19 protein-coding genes are annotated in these 19,649 nt (G+C 66.0%); 10 read left to right on the forward strand and 9 right to left on the reverse strand.

What is annotated here, in order from left to right; genetic code table 11:
* Nucleotides 1-1,212: efflux RND transporter permease subunit (locus RT688_RS21540; RefSeq protein ID WP_313706885.1), on the reverse strand; the 1,212-nt coding region annotated here is incomplete at its 3' end.
* Between the two features lie 15 nt (nucleotides 1,213-1,227).
* Nucleotides 1,228-2,400 (reverse strand): efflux RND transporter periplasmic adaptor subunit, encoded by a 1,173-nt coding sequence (locus RT688_RS21545; RefSeq protein WP_313706886.1) that lies wholly within the window; start codon nucleotides 2,398-2,400, stop codon nucleotides 1,228-1,230.
* Between the two features lie 124 nt (nucleotides 2,401-2,524).
* On the opposite strand from RT688_RS21545, the gene RT688_RS21550 reads away from it, so the two are divergent.
* Together RT688_RS21550 and RT688_RS21555 are read left to right on the forward strand one after the other, a co-directional pair.
* The gene (locus RT688_RS21550) at nucleotides 2,525-3,262 is read left to right on the forward strand and encodes a response regulator (protein WP_313706887.1); all 738 of its coding nucleotides are present in this window, start codon (nucleotides 2,525-2,527) and stop codon (nucleotides 3,260-3,262) included.
* Between the two features lie 3 nt (nucleotides 3,263-3,265).
* Complete coding sequence (locus tag RT688_RS21555; RefSeq protein WP_313706888.1) at nucleotides 3,266-4,333, forward strand: ATP-binding protein; 1,068 nt, start codon at nucleotides 3,266-3,268, stop codon at nucleotides 4,331-4,333.
* Between the two features lie 375 nt (nucleotides 4,334-4,708).
* On the opposite strand, the gene RT688_RS23905 is transcribed toward RT688_RS21555, so the two are convergent.
* Nucleotides 4,709-5,071 (reverse strand): hypothetical protein, encoded by a 363-nt coding sequence (locus RT688_RS23905; RefSeq protein WP_409521974.1) that lies wholly within the window; start codon nucleotides 5,069-5,071, stop codon nucleotides 4,709-4,711.
* A 148-nt stretch (nucleotides 5,072-5,219) separates the two neighbouring features.
* Between RT688_RS23905 and RT688_RS21565 the strand changes: the two genes are divergently transcribed.
* Entirely contained in the window at nucleotides 5,220-7,436 is a 2,217-nt protein-coding gene (locus tag RT688_RS21565) for a molybdopterin-dependent oxidoreductase (RefSeq protein WP_313706889.1), read from the forward strand.
* Between the two features lie 358 nt (nucleotides 7,437-7,794).
* On the opposite strand, the gene RT688_RS21570 is transcribed toward RT688_RS21565, so the two are convergent.
* From RT688_RS21570 to RT688_RS21585, 4 genes are all read right to left on the reverse strand, one after another.
* Complete coding sequence (locus RT688_RS21570) at nucleotides 7,795-7,920, reverse strand: hypothetical protein (RefSeq protein WP_313706890.1); 126 nt, start codon at nucleotides 7,918-7,920, stop codon at nucleotides 7,795-7,797.
* Nucleotides 7,921-7,969: 49 nt separating this feature from the next.
* A complete protein-coding gene (locus RT688_RS21575; protein ID WP_313706891.1) occupies nucleotides 7,970-8,116 on the reverse strand; it encodes a hypothetical protein in 147 nt (48 codons plus the stop codon).
* A 38-nt stretch (nucleotides 8,117-8,154) separates the two neighbouring features.
* Complete coding sequence (locus RT688_RS21580; RefSeq protein ID WP_313706892.1) at nucleotides 8,155-8,913, reverse strand: class II aldolase/adducin family protein; 759 nt, start codon at nucleotides 8,911-8,913, stop codon at nucleotides 8,155-8,157.
* 90 nt (nucleotides 8,914-9,003) lie between these two features.
* On the reverse strand, nucleotides 9,004-9,984 hold the full coding sequence (locus RT688_RS21585; protein WP_313706893.1) for a helix-turn-helix domain-containing protein: 981 nt from the start codon (nucleotides 9,982-9,984) through the stop codon (nucleotides 9,004-9,006).
* A 197-nt stretch (nucleotides 9,985-10,181) separates the two neighbouring features.
* Here RT688_RS21585 and RT688_RS21590 point away from each other — a divergent pair, with 197 nt between their 5' ends.
* The gene (locus RT688_RS21590) at nucleotides 10,182-10,715 is read left to right on the forward strand and encodes a 2,4'-dihydroxyacetophenone dioxygenase family protein (RefSeq protein WP_313706894.1); all 534 of its coding nucleotides are present in this window, start codon (nucleotides 10,182-10,184) and stop codon (nucleotides 10,713-10,715) included.
* Between the two features lie 30 nt (nucleotides 10,716-10,745).
* Here the strand turns inward: RT688_RS21590 and ftsZ are convergent, their stop codons facing one another.
* On the reverse strand, nucleotides 10,746-11,873 hold the full coding sequence (gene ftsZ / locus RT688_RS21595) for a cell division protein FtsZ (protein WP_313706895.1): 1,128 nt from the start codon (nucleotides 11,871-11,873) through the stop codon (nucleotides 10,746-10,748).
* A gap of 834 nt (nucleotides 11,874-12,707) precedes the next feature.
* Between ftsZ and proV the strand changes: the two genes are divergently transcribed.
* From proV to proX, 3 genes are read left to right on the forward strand one after another with little or no spacing between them, the layout of a single operon-like run.
* The gene (gene proV / locus RT688_RS21600) at nucleotides 12,708-13,943 is read left to right on the forward strand and encodes a glycine betaine/L-proline ABC transporter ATP-binding protein ProV (protein WP_313706896.1); all 1,236 of its coding nucleotides are present in this window, start codon (nucleotides 12,708-12,710) and stop codon (nucleotides 13,941-13,943) included.
* Nucleotides 13,940-15,070, forward strand: coding sequence for a glycine betaine/L-proline ABC transporter permease ProW (gene proW / locus RT688_RS21605; protein ID WP_313706897.1), 1,131 nt, complete (start codon nucleotides 13,940-13,942; stop codon nucleotides 15,068-15,070). The genes proV and proW overlap by 4 nt, the downstream gene beginning before the upstream one ends.
* Nucleotides 15,071-15,090: 20 nt before the next feature.
* On the forward strand, nucleotides 15,091-16,155 hold the full coding sequence (gene proX / locus RT688_RS21610; RefSeq protein WP_313706898.1) for a glycine betaine/L-proline ABC transporter substrate-binding protein ProX: 1,065 nt from the start codon (nucleotides 15,091-15,093) through the stop codon (nucleotides 16,153-16,155).
* Nucleotides 16,156-16,236: 81 nt separating this feature from the next.
* On the opposite strand, the gene RT688_RS21615 is transcribed toward proX, so the two are convergent.
* A complete protein-coding gene (locus RT688_RS21615) occupies nucleotides 16,237-17,151 on the reverse strand; it encodes a LysR family transcriptional regulator (RefSeq protein ID WP_313706899.1) in 915 nt (304 codons plus the stop codon).
* Between the two features lie 101 nt (nucleotides 17,152-17,252).
* Between RT688_RS21615 and RT688_RS21620 the strand changes: the two genes are divergently transcribed.
* The 3 genes from RT688_RS21620 to catA are packed head-to-tail and all read left to right on the forward strand — an operon-like array spanning nucleotide 17,253 to nucleotide 19,645.
* A complete protein-coding gene (locus RT688_RS21620) occupies nucleotides 17,253-18,362 on the forward strand; it encodes a muconate/chloromuconate family cycloisomerase (RefSeq protein ID WP_313706900.1) in 1,110 nt (369 codons plus the stop codon).
* A gap of 29 nt (nucleotides 18,363-18,391) precedes the next feature.
* Nucleotides 18,392-18,682 (forward strand): muconolactone Delta-isomerase, encoded by a 291-nt coding sequence (catC, locus tag RT688_RS21625; RefSeq protein WP_313706901.1) that lies wholly within the window; start codon nucleotides 18,392-18,394, stop codon nucleotides 18,680-18,682.
* Between the two features lie 42 nt (nucleotides 18,683-18,724).
* Nucleotides 18,725-19,645: a catechol 1,2-dioxygenase gene (gene catA, locus RT688_RS21630; protein ID WP_313706902.1), complete on the forward strand. Its 921-nt coding sequence runs from the start codon at nucleotides 18,725-18,727 to the stop codon at nucleotides 19,643-19,645.
* The last annotated feature ends 4 nt before the right edge of the window (nucleotides 19,646-19,649 follow it).

A 19,649-nucleotide genomic window follows, 5' to 3' on the forward strand; every position in this document is an offset into this window, starting at 1 on the left:
GATGCCGATCGCCAGCACCATGCCGAACATGGTCAGCACGTTGATCGAGAAGCCGGCGAGCGACATTACCGCGAAGGTGCCCAGCAGGGCGATCGGCGCGACGATGGCGGGAATGAGGGTGTAGCGGACGTTCTGGAGGAACAGATACATGACCAAGAACACCAGAACCATGGCCTCGATCAGGGTATGCACCACCTTTTCGATCGAGATCTTGGCAAACGGCGCCGTATCGAACGGCACGCTGTAGCTCATGCCAGCCGGCATGGTGCCTGCCAGTTCCTTCAGGCGGGCCTTCACGTTTTCGGAAGTAAGCACCGCATTCGCCCCTGGCGCGAGCTGGATCGCCGCCGCGGTAGCGACCTTGCCGTTCTCGCGGGTCGTGAATGCATAGGACTGCGCGCCCAGCTCCACGCGGGCAACGTCGCCAAGTACGACCTTCGAACCGGTTGGATTGGCGCGCAGGACGATGGCCGCAAATTCCGCTGGGGTCTCCAGCTGGCCCTGGGCTGTCAGCGGAACCGTGACGCGCTGGCCGGCGCGGGCCGGCTCGTCGCCAAGCCTGCCGGGCGCGATCTGGACGTTCTGCTGGCTGATGGCCGTGTTCAGTTCGCCCATCGAGAGGCCGTAGTTCAGCAGCTTTGCAGGATCGACCCAGATGCGCATCGCCTGTTCGGCGCCGAACAGCTGGACGCGTCCCACACCGTCGATCCGGCGCAGCTCTTCGATGATGTTGCGCGCCATGTAGTCCGACAAGGCCGTGCTGTCGAAACGGCCGTCATCCGACTTCAGGTCGACCACCATCAGGAAGCCTGACGAGGCGGCCTCGACAATCAGGCCGTTCTGGCGCACTGCTTGCGGCAGCCGCGCTTCGACCGACTTCAGCCGGTTCTGCACGTCCACCTGCGCAAGCTCGGGACTGGTGCCGGGCTTGAACGAGACGGTGATCGTCGCGCTGCCGGACGTATCCGACGACGACTCGTAGTAAAGCAGATTCTTGACGCTCGAGAGTTCGCGCTCGATCAGGCCGAGCACCGAGTCGTTCATTGCCTGCGGGGTGGCGCCCGGATAGATCGCGGTGATCGTCACCTGGGGAGGTGCGACCGACGGGTAGCGGGCGATCGGCAGGTTCGGCAGGGCGATCAGCCCGAGCAGGATGATGAACAGCGCCACCACCCAGGCAAACACTGGACGCTTGATGAAGAATTGGGGCATGGTTCGGCTCCGCTATCAGTTGGCGGCAGCAACGCTTGCGCCGCCAGCTGCATTCGATTGCGCGGTGGCAGCCGTGCGCCATGGCCGGGGCGTGACAACGGCGTTCGGCGCCATCCGGTCGAGCCCCTCGACGATCACTTTGTCCTGCGTCTTCAAACCGCTGCGAACGTGGTAGCTGTCGCCGACCAGTTCGCCGAGCTCCACCGGAACCGCATGCACTTTGTTCGCGTCGCCCAGAACCCAGACTGTCGCCTGGCCGCCGGAGCGGGCAATGGCTTGCTGCGGCACCGAAAGCGCGTCTTCATAACGGGCGCGTACCACACGCGCACGGACGAACATCCCTGGCAACAGACGGTGTCCCTTGTTGTCGACAGCAACCCGAACAAGTACATCGCCGGTGCCTTCGTCTACGCTAATGCCGGAAAAAAGAATGCGTCCTTCCAAGCCCATCGGTTCACCATCGCCGCGCAGGATCGCCACGGTGGCCTTGGCGCCTGCGCCGCCGGCGGCCATGCTGCGCATTGCATCCAGGCTGGCGGCAGGCTGGCGTACGTCGACATACACCTGGTCGATCTGCTGGATCTTTGCCAGGGGCGTGGTATCGCCGGGCCCCACCAGGGAACCCTCGGTCAACTGGGCCTGGTCGATGCGCCCGCTGATCGGTGCGTCGACGGTAGCGAACTGCACATCGAGCCGGCGGCGGGCAAGCTCCGCGCGCGCCTGCGCCACGTCGGCGCGCGCCTGGTCGCGTTGCGAGAGGGCGTCGTCATAGGCCTGCTGGCTGATTGCCTCGGTTTCGGCCAGCGGCTCGAGACGCTCCGCCTGGGTCGCTGCGCGCGCCAGCACAGCTTCCGCGCGTTGCAGCGTAGCCGCCGCCGTGTCGGCATCGGCCTTGAACGGCGCGGTATTAATCTGGAATAGCGGCTGGCCAGCCCGCACTACCGAACCTTGTTCGAATAAACGGCGCTGCACGATGCCGGTGACCTGGGCGCGGATCTCCGCGGTGCGCACGGCCGTGACCCGGCCACTGAGTTCTTCGCTGAGCGCGAGATCAGTCGGCGCTACCGTCATGAATGCCACCGGCGGCGGTGGCGTGCTCATGTCGGGCATTTCCGGGCTGCACCCGGCCAGGGCGGCAGCCAGCAGGGCTGTCAGTCTGCTCAGGCGGATTGTTGTAGTCGTATTCATGATTTCCTTGGATATCAGCCAGGATGGCCATTGCTCAGCCACCACTATGGCTACCCATCATCGGTATTCAGTTGAGCTTTTGTGTAGATATAATGGAGAGGTCACACTTTCTTGGAGTCCACCTATGTCGGCAACTCGCCAGCCGTCGGAGCAAGCGGACAAGCACGCTTTCACCCCTCTTGTTTTGATCGCGGAGGACGAGCCGGAAATTGCCGAGGTCCTCATTGCCTACCTGAAGCGCGAAGGCTTCCGTACCGTGCATGCCCTTGACGGCCGGTGCGCGCTCGAAGCCCACCTGTCGCTCAAGCCGGACCTGATCTTGCTGGATGTGCAAATGCCCCTGGTAGACGGATGGAAGGTGCTCTCCGAGGTGCGGGTGCGAGGGAATACGCCGGTCATCATGTTGACGGCCATGGATCAGGATATCGACAAGCTGATGGGCTTGCGTATCGGTGCGGACGATTACATCGTCAAGCCCTTCAACCCTGCCGAAGTCGTGGCGCGTACGCAGGCGGTGCTGCGGCGCGCTGGCCCGCGCGATGCAGTACAGCCGCAAACCGTCGCCCGCGCGGACATGTTCGAGATCGACTTCGCCCAGCACGAGGCGACGGTCGAGATCGATGGGCAACGGCAGCTGCTCGATCTCACCCTGACCGAATTTAAGCTTCTCGCGCAGTTTGTCTGCGCGCCAAGGCGGGTGTTCACGCGCCTGGCGCTGGTGGAAACCTGCCTGCCGGAAGGGGATACCCTGGAGCGCACGGTGGACAGTCATGTCAGCAAGCTGCGCAGGAAGCTGGAAGAGCTGGGGATCGAAGGCGTTCCAAGCTCGGTGAGGGGCGTCGGCTACAAGCTGCGGGGCTGAGCGATGAAACTCGTCGGGCTCAGCCGTCAGCTGGCGATCACGATGGCGTCCATTGCCCTGGCGGCCGTCTTGATGATCATCCTGACCTCGTTTGGCTTCTACTATATGGCCTTGACGTATTGGCCAGAGACCTATCAGGCGAACTGGTTTCCGACCTGGGCCGAGGCGCTGTGGCTGTTTCTGACAACGCTAGCCGGGATCGCCCTGGCCGTCCTCGTTGCCGGGCACGTTGCCAAACGCATTCTCGTACCCTTGAATGCCGTGGCCGATGGGATTCGCCGGGTGGCCCATGGGGATCTCAGCGTGCGCGCCGTTGTCGCCGACCGTTCGATGGGAGAGGCTGCCGCTCTTGTCGATGATTTCAATCACCTGGCTGATCGACTGCAGCGCGCAACCGAGGAACGGGCATTCTGGAATGCGGCTATCGCACACGAGTTGCGTACTCCGGTGACAATCTTGCGTGGACGGATCCAGGGGCTGGCAGACGGCGTATTCGAGGCCGACGGGACACAGTTCCGGCGTCTGCTCCTGCAGGTGGAAGGGCTCGCGCGCCTGATCGAAGACCTGCGTGCTGTCAGTCTGGCAGAGAGCGGTCATCTGGCCCTGCAATGGCAGGAGGCCTGCTTATCGCGTGATATCGAGGAAACAGCGGAAAGCTTCCGTGAAAGTTTTGCGTCGAAGGGCCAGCAGCTTGTGCTCGACCTGCAAGCGGTGCAGGTCTGGTGCGACCCGATGCGCATCCGCCAGGCCCTGTTGGCGCTGCTCGACAATGCGCGCCGGCACGCCTCGCCTGGCGCCATCACTGTACGCAGCCGTACGGTGGAGAACACCTACCTGCTTACCGTGGAGGATCAGGGACCTGGAATCGATCCGGAACTTGCTCCCCATGTGTTCGAGGCCTTCCGGCGCGCTGCCAAGGTCGAGGAAGGGCGGGATCGCGGCAGCGGCCTGGGATTGGCTGTCGTGGCCACGATTACACAGGCACATGGAGGGCAGGCGCACTGCGAGCCGACCGGGACCGGTGGAACGCGGTTTGCGATGCAATGGCCGCTCAGCTTGCAGCGACCGTAGCGCCTGCTTCGTGTTCTACTGGGATTGTCATCGGACAGAACACGGATCGGAACAATCTTCGGTTCCTGCGCGATGCGCGGCCAAGCGATGTCTTCAACCCGCACGAATACAGTGCCGTGCTTTCGATCGGGTCGGTGTTGAGGAAGGAAATTAATGCAAAATCGCGAACGTCGGAGCAAAGAACAGGTCAGGCATTGGCTGCACAGGCTGGGGCAGCCGCGTCTTGCGCTGCCGTCTCTTGAGGTAGTGCGGGCCCAGGATGGATACATATCGTGTCCCGGCCTGAAAACAGCGCCGCACCCACGCAATGGTTGGGCCATTTATTTGCATGGTACTTCCCGTGGTATTGATGAGTTCTTCTGGATGGAACGCGCGTTAAATCAAGGATTTAGCGCATGCATTGGTGATCGAGTGGGAATAATCGCGGTGGCGTAAGCGCCTGAGATTTAGAAGACCGCGCCGAACTTGATCACGGCGTCTTCGGCGTGTTGGGCCTGTGCCCATTATCGCCATGCCGGCCTGGCGCATCACGGTGCGGACGTCCTCGAAGTCGACGTTGATCATTCCCGGCACGGCGACGATGGCGGCGATCCCGGTCACCGCCTTGCCCACTACCTCGGCGGCGGCGAACGCCTTCTTCTGCGTGACATCATCCCCTAGGACTTCCTCGCGGCGGCTGTCGAGGACGATGATGAGCGAGTCGACGCATCGTGCCGGCGCCGCGAAACCATTTGTCAAGCCGGGTGCAATCGTCGGCGATGGCTGGCAGGGCAAAGAATGCGCGCCGGCGTATGGAGCCGGGCGGCCTCCCTCAGCCACTTGACAATTTTGCCACCCCCGTCCCACAATCGGACGACCGTTCGCTTTTCCTTTTCAAAGGATCGCCATGACCAGCCCGACCGCAGTCGCCCACCGTATCTGCCCCTTCTGCGAAGCCAGTTGCGGTCTCGAACTGGACGTGGAGGAGGGCCGCGTCGTCCGTATCCGCGGCGACCAGCACGACGTGTTCTCGAAGGGCTTCCTCTGCCCCAAGGCCATCGGCCTGAAGGACCTGCACGACGACCCCGACCGCTTGCGCGCGCCCCTCATCAAGCGCGGCGGCCAGTTCGTCGAAGCCAGCTGGGATGAAGCCTATGCCGAGATCGAACGGCGCCTGCCGCCGATCATCGCGGCCGGTGGGCCGGATGCGGTGGCGACTGTGCTGGGCAACCCGGTCTCGCACAAGATGAGCCTGATGCTCTACTTCCCGCGCCTGGCCAGGGCGCTGGGCACCCGCAACATGTTCTCGGCATCGAGCGTGGACCAGGTGCCGAAGATGCTCGCCGTCGGTCTGATGTTCGGCACCTGGCTGTCGGTTCCCGTCCCCGATATCGAACGCTGCGACTTCCTGCTGGTCCTCGGCGCCAACCCGATGGTGTCGAACGGCAGCCTGTGGACCGTGCCCGATTTCCGCGGCAAGGCCAAGGCCATGCGCGCGCGCGGCGGCAGGATGGTCGTGGTCGACCCGCGCCGCAGCGAGACCGCCGAGGTCGCCGATGCCCACCATTTCATTCGTCCCGGCGCCGATGTCTTCTTCCTGCTCGGCATGGTGCAGGCCCTGTTCGACGAAGGCCTGGTGCGGCCTGGCCGGCTGGCCGCGCACTGCAACGGGCTGGAGGAGCTTGCCGCGGCGGTGAAGGACTATTCGCCCGAACGCGTCGCCGCACGATGCGGCATCGATGCCGCCACCATCCGCACCCTGGCCCGTACGCTCGCCGCGACTCCGCGCGCCGCCGTCTACGGCCGCATCGGCACCTGTACCCAGCAGTTCGGCACCTTGTGCTCCTGGCTGATCGACGTGATCAATGTCCTGACCGGCCACCTGGACGAGGAGGGCGGCGCCATGTTCCCCAAGGCCGCGGCATTCGCCGCCAACACGCGCGGCAAGCCGGGCGCCGGCCGCGGGGTTGTCAGCGGCCGCCATCGCTCGCGCGTGTCGGGCGCCACGGAAGTGGCAGGCGAATTGCCGATCACCTGCCTGGCCGAGGAAATCGAGACGCCCGGCCCAGGGCAGATCAAGGCGCTGATCGCGATCGCCGGCAATCCGGTGCTATCAAGCCCCAACGGCCCGCGCCTGGCCGCCGCGCTGGACCAATTGGACTTCATGGTCAGTCTCGACATCTACCTGAACGAAACCTCGCGCCACGCCGACGTGATCCTTCCCGGGCCGTCGCCGCTGGAGGACGACCACTACGACGTCACCTTCACCCAGTTCTCGCACCGTAATCACGCGCGCTACAGCCCGCCGGTGCTGGCGCGCCAGCCCGGCCAGCCCGACGAGTGGGAAAGCCTGCTGCGCATCGCCGCGATCGCGGGAGGGCAGGGCGCCGGAGCCGACATCGAGGCGCTGGACGACGCCTTGCTGGAGCAGGATCTGGACAAGAGCTTCGCTCCGGCCGCCGCGCAGCTGATGGCGGCGCTGGGCCCGCAACGCGGACCGCAGCGCCTGCTCGACCTGGCCTTGCGCACCGGCCCCTACGGCGACGGGTTCGGCCGCGTGCCCGACGGCCTCACGCTGGCGAAGATCAGGCAAGCCCCGTCCGGCATCGACCTTGGGCCGATGACCCAGCGGATTCCGGAAGCCTTGCGCACGCCTTCCGGCAAGATCGAACTGGCCCCTTTCGCGCTGCTGGAGGACCTGGCGCGGGTTGCGCTCGATCTGGCCGCGCCCGCACCGGATCTCGTTATCATCGGCAGGCGCCAGCTGCGCTCGAATAACAGCTGGATGCACAACCTGCCGGTGCTGGCCAAGGGCGCTTACCGCTGCACGGCGCTGGTGCATCCGCTCGACGCCAACCGGCTCGGCCTGCTCGACGGCGGGATGGCGCAGCTGCGCAAGGGCGCGCGCCGCATCGACGTCCAGGTGGAAGTGAGCAACGAAATGATGCCCGGCGTGGTCAGCCTGCCCCATGGCTGGGGCCACGACCTGGCCGGCACCCGCCTTGGCGTGGCGGCCGAGCGGCCCGGCGTCAACCTGAACGCCCTGCTCGACGAGAACCTGCGCGACCCCTTGTCGGGTAACGCAGTCCTGTCCGGCGTGGCGGTCGAGATGGCGCCGCTTTGAGGCGCACTATCCAATCGAAACGATCGGCATCACCGGTTAAGGAGAGCCCGAGGGTGGGCTTTTCGCTTGCTGAAAAGAGTAACTAACCAACCGAAAAATACGAGCCAGCTAATCGACTCGACGCCAACGACAACGCCAGCGGCGGGGATCAGCAACCAGGCATGCAGGGAGGAGGTTCCCGGCGCACTGTACGTGATAACGCGCCAGTTGAGTCCCGGCGCGCCAGGCGCCGCCGGTCCGGTAGAGCAGGGCGCCGGTGAATGGCACTGCTTGCATCAACATCAGGCCCGCACCGCAGTCGCAGCCGGCTGCCTCCCCAGCACCAGGAACCCAAACGCCGTTGCCAGCACATACATGCTCACGGAGTAAATCGCTGCGGCATCATCAACCGGAAGTCGCCCAGCACCGACACCGCGACAAAGATCGATACGCCGCCCGGCGAGGCGGCGAGCAGCATCAGGCCGGCGGCGTACGCTGGCTGCACCTCCAGCGCCACGATCAGGCCGTGGCAGACCGGGGGGCAGCAACAATGCCTACAGCACGAGCGCCAGCAGCACCGGCTTGGGCTGGCCGAGCAGACGGCGGAAGTCGCCAACGGTGAGCGAGAGTCCCAGCCCGAACATGATCAGGGCGAGGGCGCTGATCAGCAGGGTGGGCAACAACGCGATGGAATCGTTCATTCATGTCTCCTTGTTTTTTTTCTTGTATCGAGAATGGCCTACGTCCTATAACTTCCCTCGACCCGCTCGAGCTTGCGCAGCAGCGCAGGCCATGTAAACGCCCCGCCCAGCCCCGAGGTCTGGACCTTCATCGATTCGGCGGTGCCACCCAGGATCTCCGGTGCGATCATGCGCAGTTCGCCGCCGCCCGACTGGGCTGCCAGCTGAATCTGGCAGGCGCTCTCGAAGATGTACATCGCCAGGAAGGCGTCGGGAATGCTGGCGCCGACCGTCAGCAAACCGTGGTTGCGCAGCATGAGGAAATTGGCCGGCCCCAGGTCCTGCTGCAGCCGCGGCTTCTCGGCGTCGTGCAGCGCCACGCCCTCGTAGTCGTGATACGCCAGCGAGGCGAGCACGAAGGTCGATTGCTGGGAGATCGGCAGCACGCCGTCGCGCTGGGCGCTGACCGCGACCCCGGCGCGGGTGTGGGTGTGGATCACGCATTGCGCGTCCTCGCGCGCGGCGTGGATGGCGCTGTGGATGACGAAACCGGCGCGGTTCACCGGCAGGGCCGACTCGGACAGCTTGTTGCCGTCCTGGTCGACCTTGATCAGCGACGATGCGGTGATCTCGTCGAACATCATGCCGTAGGGGTTGATCAGGAACTGGTGCCCGGGCCCGGGCACCCTGGCGCTGATATGGGTAAAGATCAGGTCGGTCCAGCCGTACAGTGCGACCAGCCGGTAGCAGGCGGCCAGGTCGCATCGCAGTTGCCACTCGTCGGCGCTGACCTGGTCTTTCATGGAGGGGATGTGCATGTCGGTCTCCTTCGTTATTGTGAGTTCACGCCGCGGGTGCGGCAGGCCTGGCGCTGCTGTCCTTGCCGCGGCGGCGCTGCGCGCGCCGACTCACCCTTGCGCCTTCCTGCGCAGCGCCGACGGCGGCGCCCCGTGGGCCGCCGCGATCGTCCGCGAGAAGTGCGCCGGGCTCGAAAAGCCCCAGCGCAACGCGATCTCGCCGATGCTTGCCGGCCGCGCTGCCGGGTGCAGCAGTTCGCGGTACGCCATCGCCGTCCTTTGCGCCCAGATATGCTCCGCCAGCGAGGTGCCTTCGCGCGCGAACAGGCGGTTCAGGTGGCGCACCGACACCCCCGTGGCCCTGGCCACGTCGTGCGGGGAGAGATCCGGGTCGTGCAGGTGGCGGGCGACGTGCATCCTGGCGGCGAGGACGTGCAGCAGCGACTGCGGCGGGCCGTCGGGACCGCGCAGGCGCGACTGCGCCATGGTGCGCAGCAGGGCATGGGTGCACGCCGGCAGGGCGATGCCGCCGTCCGGCGTCGGCGCCTGCAGGTAGCCGCGCAAGGTGCGCCGCAACTCGGCGCCGAGGGCGGCCCCGACCCCGCCGGGCGGGGCGATCAGCAAGGGCAGCACGTCCACGCGCAGGCCCCAGCAGGCCTCCAGCTCGGCGACCGGGATGTCGACCAGGAATTGCCGCATGTCCGAGAGGAAGGCCAGGGTGTAGGGGCGGCGCGTGTCGTAGACGATCGTGTCGCCGGCGGCCAGGGTGAACTGCGCGCCGCCCTGGATAAAGACTGCCTTGCCCTGCACCAGGTGGCAGGCAAAGACCGCGTCCTTCGGATACATGCCGGCCAAGCGCGCGCTGCGCTCGACCGCGTGCGCGTTGCCTGCGATGTCGGCGAGGTTCATGGCGGGCAGCGCGACGTTGGTCTGGCGCGCGAGCAGGCCGTCAAGCGACTGCGAGGTGGTGCGCAGGCCGACCAGCGCATCGGCGTTGTAACGGTCCCAGTAGGACAGCCGGTCGCCAGGGGGGACCGGCGCCGTCGAGGCATGGGTGAAGCGGGGGGAGGAACAGGGGGAACGCGCGCGCATCGTCTCGTCTCCATCGGTTGCTGCCGCTGCCATGGCGGTTTCGCATCGTGCTCCCGCAAACATAGCACGCCCGGCCGGTTTTGCGGCGTCGACGGTGCGGAGGCGGCCGCATTCATGTCCCGCTCAGTCAATCGCCAGGCGACGCCAGGCGCTACATTGGATCTTCTTCATCCATTCTTACAACGCAGGAGACTCCGATGGTAGACAAGGCCACCAACGAATTCTGGCGCGACCTGAATCCGATCGCCAATCCGTTCAAGCCGCATGCGCTTCCCGAGGCATTCATCGCGAATGCCGCGTCCGAGGACGAACGGTTCTACGTTCCCTTTACCGACACCGTGTCGTCGCGCCCGCTCTGGATCTCGCCGTCGGCGAACAAGTGGTGCGACATCCTGATGGCGAAAAAGGCCGGCCTGGTCAACCGCCACTATCACCCGCATGAAGTGTTCGCCTACACCATTTCCGGCAAGTGGGGCTACCTGGAGCACGACTGGACCGCTACCAAGGGCGACTTCGTCTACGAAACGCCGGGCGAGGGCCATACCCTGGTCGCGTTCGAGCACGAAGAGCCGATGCGCGTGTTCTTCATCGTGAGCGGGCCGCTGATCTGGCTCGACGAGCAGGGCAATTCGGCGGGCCATTTCGACGTCCACGACTACATCGCGATGTGCGAGGCGCACTACGAGAAGATGGGTTTCGGCGCGGACGTGATCAAGGGCCTGATGCGCTGACCGGCCGGGGGCGGCGACGCGCCGCCGGCGCTACTGCCCCTCTTCGCCGGGCGTCGAGGCGGACTGGCGCGACACGGAAGCCGAGCGCATCTCGTGCTGCCCCGACGCCGGCCGCACCGGCACGTGCATCGCGTTCTGGCGCAGGACCGACTGTGGCTGGGCGCCCGGGCGCGGGATCGATGCGCGCCGGGCGCCGGGCGGGAAGTCGCTGGGCCGGTTCAGGCCGGTGGCGACCACCGTCACGCGCATGGCGTCGCCCAGCGTGTCGTCGAAGACCGCGCCGAACTTGATGATGGCGTCGTCGCTGGTCTGCGCGCAGATCGCGTTCATCACGAGCTTGGTTTCGCGCAGCTTCAGCGTTTCCTCGGAGGCGGCGATGTTGACCAGCACGCCGCGCGCTGCGCGCAGGTTGGCGCCATCGAGCAGGGGACAGGCGATCGCCTCCTCGGCCGCCTTCACGGCGCGGTCGTCGCCGGCGTGCAGGGCCGAGCCCATCATCGCCATGCCGGTCTGGCGCATCACCGTGCGCACGTCCTCGAAATCGACGTTGACCATGCCCGGCACGCTGATGATTTCCGCGATCCCGGTCACGGCCTTGCTGAGCACCTCGTCGGCGGCGGCAAACGCCTGTTTTTGCGTCACGTCCTCGCCCAGGACTTCCTCGAGGCGGCTGTTCAGGACGATGATCAGCGAATCGACGCTGCGCGCCAGCGTCGCGATGCCTTCCTCGGCCACGCGCATGCGGCGCGGGCCCTCGAAGTCGAAGGGTTTCGACACCACCCCCAGGGTCAGGATGCCCAGCTCGCGCGCCACGTCGGCGATCACGGGGGCGGCGCCGGTACCGGTGCCGCCTCCCATGCCGGCGGTGATGAAGACCATGTCGGCGCCCTTGAGCGCCTCGGCGATGAGGGCGCGTTCGCGCGTGGCGCTGTCGCGCCCGACCGCCGGGTCGCTGCCGGCGCCCAGGCCGCTCTCGCCGAGCTGGATGCGCGTTTCGGCCTGGGTCTTCGCCAGGGCCTGCGCGTCCGTATTCGCGCAGATGAATGCAAAGGCGGACAGTTCGCTCGATGCCATGTGGTTGACGGCGTTGCCGCCGGCACCGCCGACACCGATGATTTTGATGACCGTCTCCGGATGGGAAACTTTAGTTTCGGACAAGGAACACTCCGTTTGAAGAAATTGCGATCGGCCGGCCGCGGGCGTTGCCGCGTGGACTGCCGGCGAATGCCGAGCCCGTTAGACTACTTGCTCAAGAGGCGCGCACGATAGCGCGTAAACGTTTCAGTCGAAACCATTTGTAAGAAATCGTGCAATCGAGGCGAAAGGCTGGCAGCGCACAGTTCCGCCAGCCCGGTCGACGCAGGCAATGCAGCACACCACCGCTTGGCCGCGCACGATTGCAGCGCCGGCAGGAGCAGGTTAATTTAATTACATGTTAAGTATTATCATTAACTTTTATTTATGCATTTTCCTTAGGTAAATCTGACAAGGCTGTGCGCCCTAACCACAGCGCAGCAGGGGCGGTGGAACCGGGCGAATAGAGGCAGAGGATGTTCGTAAATATTGCTAGCACGTTCCGACATGGAACGCTAGTTGACATCGATATATCTTTTTGCTATAGTTCTGCCTCTCTTTAAAACAAAAACACCTAGTAGTAGGCGGTATCCCCTGTTTCCATGCCTGGCATGGAAATAACCCTTGGGCCTTGCGCCCACATCAAGATCGTTCGACGCATCGTTCGTCGACCATTCCGGCGCCCTGCCTTGCATGGCGCCAGCGTGCCTGAAAGTCCTGTAACCCAGCCTCTTTCAGATACGCACATGACACCCAGTACCGGCATTGCTGCGCCGGATCAGCGGGTCCCTCCCTGTCCATGGCTCGCGTGCGCGTCGCGCCGCTGCATTGCCGACGGGGTTCGTTGATTCCTGCTGGAGATGCCGCAGGCCTGGCTGCAGGTGTCATCCATTCGCACAATCGAAGGAGAACCACAACGTGGCAAAACAAATCGTCATCGACCATGTCTTCAAAGTGTACGGCGAGCGGCCCGAAGAAGCGCTCGAGCTCGTCCGCCAGGGCGCCAGCAAGCAGGACATCCTGGCCCGAACCGAGTGCACGATCGGCGTGTTCGACGCCAGCTTCACGATCGAGGCGGGCGAGATCTTCGTCATCATGGGCCTGTCCGGATCGGGCAAGTCCACCCTGGTGCGCATGCTCAACCGCCTGGTCGAGCCCACCGCCGGCCGCATCCTGGTCGAGGGCAACGACATCAATACGCTGCCGGACGCGCAGCTGCGCGCGCTGCGCCGCAAGGACATTAGCATGGTGTTCCAGTCGTTCGCGCTGCTGCCGCACCTGACCGTGCTCGACAACACGGCCTTCGGCATGGAGCTGGCCGGCATTCCCAAGGCCGAGCGCCACGAACTGGCCCGCCAGGCGCTGGAGCAGGTCGGCCTGGCCAGCTATGGCGCGAGTTACCCGGACGAGCTGTCGGGCGGCATGCAGCAGCGCGTCGGCCTGGCCCGTGCACTGGCGTCGGATCCGTCGATCCTGCTGATGGACGAGGCCTTTTCCGCGCTCGACCCGATCATGCGCACGGAAATGCAGTCCGAGCTGCTGCGCCTGCAGCAGGTCAAGCGCCGCACCATCGTCTTCATCTCGCACGACCTCGACGAGGCCATGCGCATCGGCGACCGGATCGCCATCATGAAGGATGGCCACGTGGTGCAGGTGGGTACGCCGGAAGAGATCCTGCGCAAGCCCGCCAACGACTACGTGCGCAACTTCGTGCACGGCGTCGACGCCGCGGCCGTGTTCAAGGCCGGCGACATCGCCCGCAAGAGCCAGATCGTGGTTTCCGAATCGCCGACCCGCGGCTCGCGCGCCGCGCTGTCGATGCTGGAGGAGCAGGACCGGGCGTATGCCTATGTGGTGAGCCCCAGGCGCGAGTTCCTCGGCGTGGTGTCAGCCGATTCGCTGCGCAGCGCCCTCGACGGCCACGTCGGTCCGCTGGGCCTGGCGCATGCCTACCTGCCGGACGTGCAGACCATTAACGCGGACGAGCCGGTGGCCGGCCTCTTCGGCCAGGTGGCGCAGCTGCCGTACGCGGTACCGGTGGTCGGCAGCGACGGCAGCTTCCGCGGCGCCATCAGCAAGACCACCTTGCTGAAGTTCCTCGACCGCGACACGCCCCCCATTGCCGAGCAACAGACTCAGAAAGGACATGCATGAACCCGACTAGCCCGAATGGCGTAGAAGCGGCAGCCGACCTGGCAGGCGCGCCGACCATCGACCAGGCCGCCCAGGCCGCCCAGGTCAACCCCTGGCTGCCGACGCCGCCCACCGACACCTCCTGGCTCGACGCGGCCAAGCCGGCCGCCGCACCCGAGCACGCCGCCGGCTTCGACCTGTCGCAACTTGTCGACGGCTCGCTGCCGCTGCAATCCTGGATCAACGACGGCCTGGGCTGGGTCGTCGCGCACTTCCGCCCGCTGTTCCAGGCCGTGCGCGCGCCGATCGACGCGACCCTGAACGGCGCCAGCGAGCTGCTGCTGGCTGCGCCGGCACTGGTCGTGATCGCCATCATCGGCCTGCTGGCCTGGCAATTCACCACCCGCACGCTGGCCGCCGGCACGGTGCTGGCGCTGCTGGCCCTGTCCATGCTGGGCGTCTGGCCGGAAGCGATGATCACCTTGTCGCTGGTACTGACCTCGCTCGCCTTCTGCCTGGTGATCGGCCTGCCGCTGGGGATCCTGCTGGCCAGCAGCGACCGCGCGCAGAACATCCTGCGCCCGCTGCTCGATGCGATGCAGACCACGCCCGCCTTCGTCTACCTGGTCCCGGTGGTCATGCTGTTCGGTATCGGTAACGCGCCCGGCGTGATCGTGACCATCGTGTTCGCGCTGCCGCCGCTGGTGCGCCTGACCAATCTCGGCATCCGCCAGGTGCGTCCCGACCTGATCGAGGCGGCGCGCGCCTATGGCGCTTCGCCCTGGCAGCTGCTGACCCGCGTGCAGTTCCCGCTGGCGATGCCCTCGATCATGGCCGGCATCAACCAGTCGCTGATGCTGTCGCTGTCGATGGTGGTCATCGCCTCGATGATCGCGGTCGGCGGCCTGGGCCAGATGGTATTGCGCGGTATCGGCCGCCTGGACATGGGCCTGGCAACCGTCGGCGGCCTCGGCATCGTCGTGCTGGCCATCACGCTGGACCGCCTGACGCAGGCGATGGGCCAGCCGCGCCGCGGCGTGCGTCACTGGTACCAGACCGGCCCTGCCGGCTTCGTCCTGCGCCTGCTGCGCAGCCGCCCGGAGCGCGGCGACGCGGCCGCGCCGAGCGCGCCGGCCACGGCACGATAAAACAAAAGGAAAGGATACAGATGCATCAGACCGAACATTTCAACGTCACCTATAGAACGCAACGCAAGTTCCGCTGGCTGTCGGCCCTGGGGCTGGCCGCGCTGGCCCTGAGCACCGGGCTGGCCATGGCGCAGACGCCGGCCACGGCGCCGGACGCCGCGCTGCCCGGCAAGGGCATCAAGGTGCAGGCGCTGCAAAGCGCGATCGCCGAGGAAACCTTCCAGACCATGCTGGTCGACCGCGCCCTGGAAAAGCTGGGCTACGAGACGCAGCCGATCAAGGAAGTCGACTATCCGGCCGCGCACATCGCCATCGCGAACGGCGACGCCACCTTCCTCGCCGTGCACTGGGACCCGCTGCACCAGGATTACTACGACAATGCAGGCGGCGACGCCAAGCTGCTGCGCACCGGCCAGTATGCCGGTCCGGCCGCGCAAGGCTACATGATCGACAAGGCGACGGCCGAGAAGTACAACATCACCAACATCGACCAGCTGCGCGACCCGAACCTGGCCAAGCTGTTCGACCACGACGGCGACGGCAAGGCCGACCTGACCGGCTGCAATCCCGGCTGGGGCTGCGAAGCGATGATCGAGCACCACATGGACGCCTACAAGCTGCGCGACACGGTGCAGCACGTGCAGGGCAGCTATGCCGCCCTGATCGCCGATACCATCGGCCGCTACCAGCGCGGCGAACCGATCCTGTACTACACCTGGACGCCGTACTGGGTGAGCGGGGTGCTGGTGCCGGGCAAGGACGTCACCTGGCTGCAGGTGCCGTACTCGGCCAACCCCCAGAACGCCAACACCAGGCTGGGCGACGGCAGCGACTACGGCTTCTCGGTCAACACCACGCGCATCGTCGTGAACCGCGCCTGGGCCGAGCAGAATCCGGCGGCGGTCAAGCTGTTCGAAGTCATGCGCCTGCCGATCGCCGACATCAATGCGCAGAACGAGCGCATGCGCGAAGGCGAGAACACGCAGGCCGATATCGCGCGCCATGCGGAAGGCTGGATCAAGTTCCACCAGCAGGTGTTCGATGGCTGGATCGCGCAGGCGCGGGCGGCGGCCCGGCCCCGCTAGGGAGGCGCCGGACGCACTTCCGTTCGCTCGCGCGACGCCGCCAGGCCCCTGACTCCAGGGGCTTTTTTGTGTCCGCCAGGCCTACAGGACGTGCTTGACGTGCGCGATGCCCAGCTCGTCGTAGATCTCGTAGATCACCTCCAGCATGTTCGCCAGCTCGGGCGAGCGGTCCATGTGGCGCGCGCTGAAGATGATCGGCGACACCGCGCTTAAGTCGTCGAGCGGGCGATACACGACGTCGGTGCGGATCATGCCCTGCAGGCTCTGGGGCACGACCGCGACGCCCTGGCCGGCGCCCACCAGGCCGATGGCGATCTGCAGCTCGCGCACCTCGAGCACCGTTTGCGGCACCAGGTTGCGCTCCTTGAAGGTCGCCAGCACCTGGTCGGCAAAGCTCGGGCGCGGGCTCTTCGGATAGACCAGCAGCGGCTCGTGCACGATCTGCGACAGCTTCACCGGCGCCTCGGCCGTGCCCAGCCGATGGCCGGCAGGCAGGGCGACCATCAAGGCCTCCTCGCGCAGCACGATGCGCCAGATCGCCGGATCCTCGCTCTTCAGCCGGCCGAAACCCACATCGATCTTCCCTTCCTTCAGCGCCTGCAGCTGCTCCATCGTGGTCAGTTCGTGGAAGCTGATCTCGAGCGACTGGTAGCGGTTGCGAAAGCGCCGCACGATCTCCGGCAGCAGGCCGTACAGGGTGGAAGCGACGAAACCGATCGCGAACTTGCGGTCGATCTTGCCGACGCGCTGGGTCATCGCCTTCAGGTCCGCGGCCTTGGCCAGCAGCTCGGCGGCGTGGGCATGGAAGAACTTGCCGGCGTCGGTCAGGCGCAGCGGCCGCGAACCCTTTTCGATCAGGACCACCCCCAGCTCCTCCTCGAGCTGCTGGATCTGCCGGCTCAGCGGCGGCTGCGCGATGTTAAGGCGCTCGGCGGCGCGCGTGAAGTTCTTCTCGTCCGCCACGGCGACGAAGTACCGCAAGTGACGCAAATCCATCTCCATACCTCCAGGGTATTAAACCCATACTAAATCAGTGTTGGACGCCCATCATTTTCGGGAATATCGTGTATTCACCTTACACATTATACGAACCGAATATGATTCGCGAAATCGAAACCACGCTGGTCGACGTCCCCACGATCCGTCCGCACAAGCTGTCGGTGGCGACCATGAACACCCAGACCCTGGTGCTGGTGCGCATCCTGTGCGACGACGGCATCGAAGGCTGGGGCGAGGCCACCACCATCGGCGGCCTGAACTACGGCGAGGAAAGCCCGGAGAGCATCAAGGCCAACATCGACGCCCACATCGCCCCGCTGGTCCTGGGCAAGGACGCGAGCGGCGTGGCGCTGGTCATGAAAAAGCTGCGCAAGACCATCCAGGGCAACCGCTTCGCCAAGTGCGCAATCGAGACCGCGCTGCTGGACGCCCAGGCGCAGCGCCTCGGCGTGCCGCTGTCGGAACTCCTCGGCGGCCGGGTGCGCGACAGCCTGCCGGTGGCCTGGACCCTGGCTAGCGGCGACACCGCGAAGGACATCGCCGAAGCCGAGCGCATGCTCGAAGCGCGCCGCCACCGCATCTTCAAGCTCAAGATCGGCGCGCGCAGCCTGCAGGAAGACGTGGACCACGTCCTCGCGATCAAGCGCGCGCTGGGCGAGCGCGCCAGCGTCCGCGTCGACGTCAACCAGGCCTGGAGCGAACTCGATGCGGTGCGCGGCATCGCACAGCTCGAAGCCGGCGGCATCGACCTGGTCGAGCAGCCGGTGGCTGCCGCCAACCGCGCCGCGATGCGCCGCCTGGCCGCGCGCTTCGATGTCGCGCTGATGGCCGACGAGGCCCTGCATGGCCCGCTCGACGCCTTCGAGATCGCCCGCCTTGAAGCCGCCGACGTCTTCGCCGTGAAGATCGCCCAGTCCGGCGGGCTGGTGCCCGCGCAGCAGGTCGCCACCGTCGCCCAGCTGGCCGGCATCGGCCTGTACGGCGGCACGATGCTGGAAGGCGGCATCGGCACGGCCGCCACCGCGCACTTGTGCGCCACCTTCACCGACCTGTCCTGGGACACCGAGCTGTTCGGACCGCTGTTGCTGACCGAGGAAGTGCTCGAGGAGCCGCTGGTGTATGCCGACTTCGCGCTGCAGGTGCCGTCCACGCCAGGCCTGGGCGTACGCGTCGACGCCGACAAGCTGCGCCGCCTGCGTCGCCGCTAAGCGCCACTGAACTTCACCAGGAGAACCCCATGCTATTTCACGTAACGATGGAAGTCCAACTGCCGCCGTCCATGCCCAAGGACCAGGCCGACGCCCTGAAGGCGGAAGAAAAGGCGCTCGCCGCGCGCCTGCAGGAAGCGGGCAGCTGGCGCCACCTGTGGCGCGTGGCCGGGCAGTACGCCAACGTCAGCATCTTCGACGTGCCGGGCAACGAGGAGCTGCACGCGCTGCTGATGTCGCTGCCGCTGTTCCCCTACATGCGCATCGCCGTCACCCCGCTGTGCCGGCATCCGTCCTCGATCCGCGACGGCGATCTGTAGCCGTCGAATCCTACCCATTCCCAGATCAATCAGGAGACAAGCATGAACCACCAACAAATCGACTTACTCGCCAAGCAATGGATCGTGGACGCCGCCGACCGTCCGGCCAACCCGCGCGTGCAGGCCATCGTCCTGCGCCTGGTCGCCGACCTGTGCAAGGCGATGGAGGACCTCGACATCCAGCCGAGCGAATTCTGGAAGGGCGTCGAATTCCTCACCAACGCCGGCAAGAACAACGAACTGGGCCTGCTGACCCCGGGCCTGGGCCTGGAGCGCTTCATGGACATCCGCGCCGACGAAGCCGAGGCCCGCGCCGGCATCGAGGGCGGCACCCCGCGCACCATCGAAGGCCCGCTGTACGTGGCCGGCGCGCCGGAATGCCAGGGCTTCGCCCGCCTCGACGACGGCAGCGAGAGCGCGCAGGCCGAAACCCTCTTCATGCAGGGCACCGTGTTCGACGCCGACGGCAAGCCGGTGCCGGGCGCCAAGGTCGAAGTCTGGCACGCCAACCTGCTGGGCAACTACTCCTTCTTCGATGCGACCCAGTCGCATTTCAACCTGCGCCGCACCATCGTCACCGACGCCGAGGGCCGCTACGGCTTCCAGTCGATCATGCCGAAGGGCTACGGCTGCCCGCCGGGCGGCAGCACCGCCACGCTGCTCGGCCTGCTGGGACGCCATGGCCAGCGTCCGGCCCACATCCACTTCTTCGTCAGCGCCCCGGGCCAGCGCAAGCTGACCACCCAGATCAACATCGACGGCGACGAATACCTGTGGGACGACTTCGCCTTCGCCAGCCGCGAAGGCATGGTGCCGCCGGTGACGCGCGTCGAGGACCCGGCCGCGATCGCGGCGCGCGGCCAGGACAAGCCGTTCTCGTCGATCGATTTCGACTTCCACCTGCATCGCGAGGCCGATACCGCGCCCAGCGCCCAGGTCGAACGCCAGCGCGCCGCAGCGTAAGCCA

Origin of the sequence: Massilia sp., from assembly GCF_032106685.1 — a bacterium.
In the GTDB taxonomy this organism is placed as follows: Bacteria; Pseudomonadota; Gammaproteobacteria; order Burkholderiales; family Burkholderiaceae_D; genus Telluria.